5 protein-coding genes and 1 pseudogene are annotated in these 6,294 nt (G+C 75.4%); all 6 read left to right on the forward strand.

All coding sequences use genetic code 11. The annotated features are described in order from the left end of the window. Window positions 1–1,445, forward strand: a 1,445-nt coding sequence (locus SSNG_RS44130) for a non-ribosomal peptide synthetase (protein WP_007267094.1), incomplete at its 5' end; no start/stop codon positions are given. Between the two features lie 4 nt (window positions 1,446–1,449). Next, window positions 1,450–2,460: an ornithine carbamoyltransferase gene (locus SSNG_RS26970; RefSeq protein WP_042802002.1), complete on the forward strand. Its 1,011-nt coding sequence runs from the start codon at window positions 1,450–1,452 to the stop codon at window positions 2,458–2,460. A 75-nt stretch (window positions 2,461–2,535) separates the two neighbouring features. Beyond that, window positions 2,536–3,696 (forward strand): MFS transporter, encoded by a 1,161-nt coding sequence (locus tag SSNG_RS26975; protein ID WP_007267096.1) that lies wholly within the window; start codon window positions 2,536–2,538, stop codon window positions 3,694–3,696. A 193-nt stretch (window positions 3,697–3,889) separates the two neighbouring features. Further along, window positions 3,890–4,678, forward strand: coding sequence for a hypothetical protein (locus SSNG_RS26980; protein WP_007267097.1), 789 nt, complete (start codon window positions 3,890–3,892; stop codon window positions 4,676–4,678). A 91-nt stretch (window positions 4,679–4,769) separates the two neighbouring features. Then, window positions 4,770–5,981, forward strand: coding sequence for an inositol-3-phosphate synthase (locus SSNG_RS26985; RefSeq protein WP_042802005.1), 1,212 nt, complete (start codon window positions 4,770–4,772; stop codon window positions 5,979–5,981). Continuing rightward, window positions 5,978–6,294, forward strand: a pseudogene (locus SSNG_RS43080) (hypothetical protein); the annotation flags it as partial. The gene SSNG_RS26985 and the pseudogene SSNG_RS43080, both read left to right, overlap by 4 nt.

Here is a 6,294-nt window from a genome sequence, read left to right on the forward strand (position 1 = left end):
GCGGGGCGGGTGCTCGCGGCCGAGGAGAAACCCACGAGGGCGACGGGAGCCCGCTCGGCCTGGACGTTGACCGGGACCGGCTGGCGTACGTCCTGCACACCTCCGGCTCCACCGGCACCCCCAAGGGCGTCGAGGTCACCCACCGCGCCCTCGCCCACTACCTCGACTGGGCCGTACGGGCCTACGCGGAGGCCGGCACCGGCGGCGCCCCCTGGTTCACCTCGGTCGGCTTCGACCTGGGCATGCCCGCCCTGTACGCGCCGCTGCTCACCGGGCAGCCGGTGCACCTGCTGCCGCAGGACTGGCAGCCGGGCGAGTTCGGTCCGCTGCTGCTGGCCGGAGCCCCGTACTCCTTCGTCGGGCTCACCCCCGGCCACCTCCAGCTGCTGGAGGCGCAGCTCACCGACAGCGAGCTCGGCGGCCTCGCCGGGATCACCGTCTGCGCCGGCGACGCCTACCCGACCGCGCAGGCCGAGCGGGTCTCCGCCCGGATCGCCGCGGCCGGCGGGCGGATGCTGCTCGGCGCCGAGTACGGGCCCACCGAGGCCACCGTCGCCGCCACCTTCGGGTACGTCCGCCCCAACACCGGGCGCACCCTGGTCCCGCTGGGCTCCAACCTGCCCGGCGTGCTGCTGCGGATCCTCGACGAGCGGCTGCGGCCGGTGCCCGACGGCATCGCCGGCGAGGTGTGGCTGGGCGGCGAGGGGCTGGCGCGGGGCTACGCCGGACAGCCCGCACTCACCGCCGAATCGTTCCTGCCGGACCCGTACGGACTTCCCGGCACCCGCATCTACCGCACCGGCGACCTCGCCCGCCGCCTGCCCGGCGGGATCCTGGAGTTCACCGGCCGCGCCGACGAGCAGGTCAAGATCCGCGGCCACCGCGTCGAACCCGGCGAGGCCGAAGCCGCCCTGACCGCCGACCCGGCCGTCCGCGAGGCGCTCGTCGCCCCCGTGGACGCCGCCGACGGCGGCAAGCGGCTCGCCGCCTGGGTGGTCCCCGCCGACGGGGCGCCCGTCGAGGTGGCCGCCCTGCGCGACCGGCTGCGCACCGTCCTGCCCGCCGCCGTCATCCCGGCCACCGTCACCGTCGTCGCGCGGCTCCCGCTGACCGCGAACGGCAAGCGCGACAAGGCCGCCCTGGCCTCCCGCCAGGCCACCGCGACGCCCCTGCCGTACACCGCCCCCCGCACCGACCTGGAGAAGGTGCTCGCCGAGGTCTGGTCCGAGGTCCTCGGCCTCGAACAGGTCGGCGTGCACGACGACTTCCGCGACCTCGGCGGGGACTCCCTGCTGGTGGCCCCGCTGCTCGTCACCGCCCGCCGGCACGGACTGGCCCTCGACCTGGCCACCGCGCTCCGCAACCACACGGTCGCCCAGACCGCCACCGCGCTCGAAGCCGCCGCCGCCCGCCAGGACGGCGCAGACCACCCCCGGAAGGGCTGATCCGATGGACCGCCACACCACCGACCGGCGGGGCCGCCGCCCCGCCCGCCACCTGATCTCCATCGACGACCTCACCGACCTGGACCTGCGCCGCATCGTCGCCCGCGGAGCCCAGTTCTCGGCGGGCACCGCCACCGGCTCCGACGCCCTCGACGGCCTCGTCGCCGGCATCTACTTCGCCAAGACCTCCACCCGCACCCGCACCGCCTTCTCCTCCGGCGCCCTGCGCGTCGGCGCGAAGACCGTCGCCTACGGCCCCGGCGACCTCCAGCTCAACACCGGGGAGTCCGTCGAGGACACCGGCCGCGTCCTGTCCGGCATGCTCGACGTCCTCGTCGCCCGCACCGCCGGCCCCGAGGCCGAGCTGCGCGGCTGGGCCGCCCAGGACCGGATGGCCGTCGTCAACGCCATGAGCGCCGAGGAACACCCCACCCAGGCCCTCACCGACCTCACCACCCTGCTCCGCCACTTCGGCCGGATCGAGGGGCTGCGCATCCTGTACGTCGGCGAGGGCAACAACACCGCCGCCGCCCTCGCCCTGGCCCTCACCCGCTTCCCGGGCGTCCACTTCGAACTGCGCACCCCGCCCGGCTACGGGCTGCTGCCGTCCCTCACCCGACGGGCTCGGGCCCAGGCCGACCGCACCGGAGCGGTGCTCGTGGAGCGGCACGACATGGACGTACTGCCCGAGGGCTTCGACGTCGTCTACACGACGCGCTGGCAGACCACGGGCACCGAGAAGCCGGACGCGAACTGGCGGGAGATCTTCGCCCCGTTCCAGGTCACCGCCGGCCTGTGGGAGGGCAGCCCGCGCGCCGCCTTCATGCACGACCTGCCCGCCCACCGGGGCGAGGAGGTCACCGCGGAGGTGCTGGACGGGCCGATGAGCATCGCCTTCGCCCAGGCCACGAACAAGATGCACAGCGCGATGGCGGTCCTGGAGTACACCCACTCCGGCTTCGACGCCGCCGCGGACGACCTGGCCGGGCTCCGCCCCGCCCTGGCCGTACGGTGACCCCGCCGCCGAAGACGGCGACCGACCCGGCGGTCCTCCAGTGGCACCTGAACGAAGACGCCGCGGACGCCTCCGGTGCCGCGACCCCGGCGGAGGCCGCCTCCGCCGGAGCCGCCCCGCACGCCGGGGCGACCCCGCCCACGGGAACCCCGCCGACCCCCGCCGGGGCCGGGGCCGGGGCCGGAGCCGGGTCCGAGGCCGGGGCCGGAGATCGGCGGCGCCCTCGTCGACCGCTGGGACCGGCGCCGGATCATGCTCGGCGCCGGCCTCGGACAGGCGCTGGTCGCCGGGGCGGTCGCGGCGCTGCTGCTCAGCGGCCACGTCCGGCTGTGGGCCCTGCTCGCCGCCGCCTTCGTGGAGGGCACCCTCGGCGTCCTGCACCAGCTCGCCGAGCGGGCCGCCGTCCCCGCCGTCGTCCCCGCCGAGCAGCTCCCCGAACAAACTCACCGGCAACGAGGCGCGCAAAAAAAGAAAACAGCCATCGCCGGTCAGCCCCTGGGCAGCGGCCTGGTCGCCCTGGGGGCCTCCTTCCCCTACGTGGCGGCACTCGTCGGCCAGCTCGCCTCCGTCGCCCTGCTGTTCGGGGTCCGGGGCAAGCTCCAGACCGAGCGCGCCGGCCCGCGCCCCGACCTCCTCGCGGACGTCAAGGAGGGCCTCGTCTGGATGTGGCGCCAGCACTTCCTGCGCGCCGTCATGGCCGCCGTGGCCGTCTCCAACCTGCTCTTCCAGGGCCTCAACCTCGCGGTGATGACCGGGATCCAGGAGAACCACGGCTCACAGTTCGAGATCGGCCTCGTCCTCTCCCTGAGCGGGGCCGGCGGGCTCGTCGGCGCCATCAGCGGCGGCTGGTGGGCCACCCGGTTCTCCCTGCGCACCCTGGTCCTCGGCGGACTGGCCGTCTGGACCGCGCTCATGGTGCCCGTCGCCGTCCTGCGCGACCCCTTCGCCCTCGGCGCCCTCTTCGCGGCCAGCGGCTACGTCGGCGGCGTCTTCAACGTCGCCGGCGGGGTCTTCATGGTCCGCGTCGCCCCCGACCGGATGCGGGGGAGGGCCAACTCCCTCGCCATGCTCGTCGGCGGCGGGGCCATGGCCGCCGGACCCGTCGCCGCGGGCTTCGCCCTGGAGGCGTACGGGCCCACCCGCACCGTCCTCGGCCTCAGCGCCGCCATGGGCCTCACCGCGCTCGCCGCGCTGCTCTCGCCCGCCCTGCGCCGCAACCCCCTGGAGGAGGCGTAGCAGCCCCCTGACCCGCCCGTACCCGAACCCGCGCAGGCCCCCGCCCAGGGGGCCTGCGCGGCCGCGTTCCCGGGGGCCCGGACAGACGTACGGAACGTATAGAGCGGCCATAGCGGGCCACGGAAAAGTACAGGTCATCGCAGTCCCCCGAATGCCCGTCCGCATCCGCGCCAGACCCCGAAGGAGCACGACCATGCCGCTCAACTCCATGGACCGGAGGAGCGTCCTGCGGACCGCCCTCGGCGTCGCCGGAGCCGCCGCCACCGTCGGCCTCGTCGGCGCGACGCCCGCCGCGGCCCACGGCCGCCACCGCCCGGAGCTGCCCAAGGTCGAGGGCCTGGTGGGCGACCGCTGGGCGAGCGAGTTCTGGTACGACTACGACGAGATGTCGTACTACAACCCCAGCGCGGAGATGAAGGCCGCGGTCGGGGCGATCACCGCCCCCTTCGGCGGGTTCACCAAGTCGTACGACGCCTGGGTCGCCACCCGCAAGGGCGGCCGCTACCCGCGCAGCTGGATGGAGATCATCCAGCCGAACCGCGCCCACTTCGAGCTGCTCTCCCGCGAGCAGAAGAAGGTCTACGACAAGTGGTACGGCCGCGACCCCAAGGGCCTCGTCTTCGCCTTCCAGGAGTTCGGCCAGGGCACCCTGTTCGACCCGCGCCGCCCCGCCGGCAACAAGGTCCACATGATGAACTACACGCCGCCCACCCCCACCCAGGCCTACCACCGCTGGCACGCCTACCTGCAGTCCTTCCAGCTGCTGGACGTCGACCGGCGCTTCTGGGCGCACATCAACCGCCTCACCGGCATGGCCTGGGAGCTCCAGTCGATCGGCAAGCCGGTCAACGACGCCAACGACAACAAGCACCTGCCCCGGCACACGGTGAACAAGGTCACCGCCAAGTGGCTGTGCCGCTCCGACGCCAAGGTCACCGCGGCGTTCGACGTCTGGCCCTACCCGGCCGACATGGGCAAGTAGTCCCGCCCCGGGGCCCGTCCGCCGTACCGGACGGGCCCCGGACCCCACACCAGGCACCACGTTCCTTACGGCTCAGGAGGATTGGCACACCATGCGAGACACTACCGGATCATCACCCCGAATCGGTGTCTGGATGGTCGGCGCGCGCGGTTCGGTCGCCACGGTCGCCGTCGCCGGCGCCGCCGCCGTCGTCGCGGGTGCCGCCTCCCCCGTCGGGTGCGTCACCGAAACCCCCCCTTTCGCGGACGCGCCCCTCCCGGCCCTCGCCGACCTGGTGTTCGGCGGCCACGACGTCGTCGGCACACCGCTGTCGGCGAGGGCCCGGCAGCTCGTGGACGCGGGAGTGCTGCCCGCGTCCGTCCTGGGGGCCCTGGACACGCCGCTGGCCGCCGCCGAGCTGGAGATCCGCGACGGATCCGCCCGCCCGGGCGAGTCCCAGTCCCGGACCGCCGCCCGCCTCGCCGAGGACATGGCCGCCTTCCGCGACCGGCACGCCCTGGAACAGGTGGTCGTCGTCAACGTCTCCTCCACGGAGCCGCTGCCCGACCCCGACCCGGCCTTCCTGGACCTCGCCGCCCTCGAAGCGGGCCTGGCCGCCGGTACGGTGACCCTGCCCGCCAGCTCCCTCTACGCCTACGCCGCCTTCACCGCGGGCTGCTCCTACGTCAACTTCACCCCCTCGGCCGGCGCCGCCCTGCCCGCCCTGGAGGAACTGGCCCGGCTGCGCCGCGTCCCGCACGCCGGCCGAGACGGCAAGACCGGCGAGACCCTCGTCAAGAGCGCCCTCGCCCCCATGTTCACCCAGCGCGCGCTGCGCCTGCGCTCCTGGTCCGGCACCAACCTGCTCGGCGGCGGCGACGGCGCCACCCTCGCCGACCCGGCCGCCGCCCGCTCCAAGACCGAGTCCAAGCAGCGCGCCCTGGAGGACACCGTCGGGCACGCCGTCCAGGGGCAGACGCACATCGACAACGTCCCCGAGATGGGGGAGTGGAAGACCGCCTGGGACCACATCTCCTTCGAGGGCTTCCTCGGTGTCCGCATGACCATGCAGTTCACCTGGCAGGGCTGCGACTCCGCGCTCGCCGCCCCGCTGGTCCTGGACCTCGTACGGCTCACCGCGCTGGCCGCCCGGCGCGGCGAGGCCGGGGCGCTGACCGCCCTCGGCTTCTTCTTCAAGGACCCGGCCGGCTCCGCCGAGCACAACCTCACCCTCCAGTACGAGACCCTGCGCGCCTGGGCCACCGCCCCGGCCGCCGCCCCCGCGCCGGCACGCCCGGACCCGCTGAGCGGGGCCCGGCCGTGACGGCGGCAGCAGGACCGGCCCCGAGCCGGGCGGCAGGACCGGCCCCGGGCTCCGCGGCAGGACCGGCCCCGAGCCCGGCGGCAGGACCGGCCCCGAGCCGGGCGGCAGGACCGGCCCCGAGCCGGGCGGCAGGACCGGCCCCGGGCCCGGCCGCGCACGCCGCCGCGGCCGGGCGGGCGGCCCGCCCCCGCACCACCGCCCCCGACGGGCCGCTGCACCTGCCGCCCTTCCCCGGCCGCGCCTTCCGGGCCCGCCGCACCCTGCGCGCCTACGCCGAGCTGCTGAGGGCACCCGCCGCGATCACCGTCCCCGG

This window comes from Streptomyces sp. C (genome assembly GCF_000158895.1).
In the GTDB taxonomy this organism is placed as follows: domain Bacteria; phylum Actinomycetota; class Actinomycetes; order Streptomycetales; family Streptomycetaceae; genus Streptomyces; species Streptomyces racemochromogenes.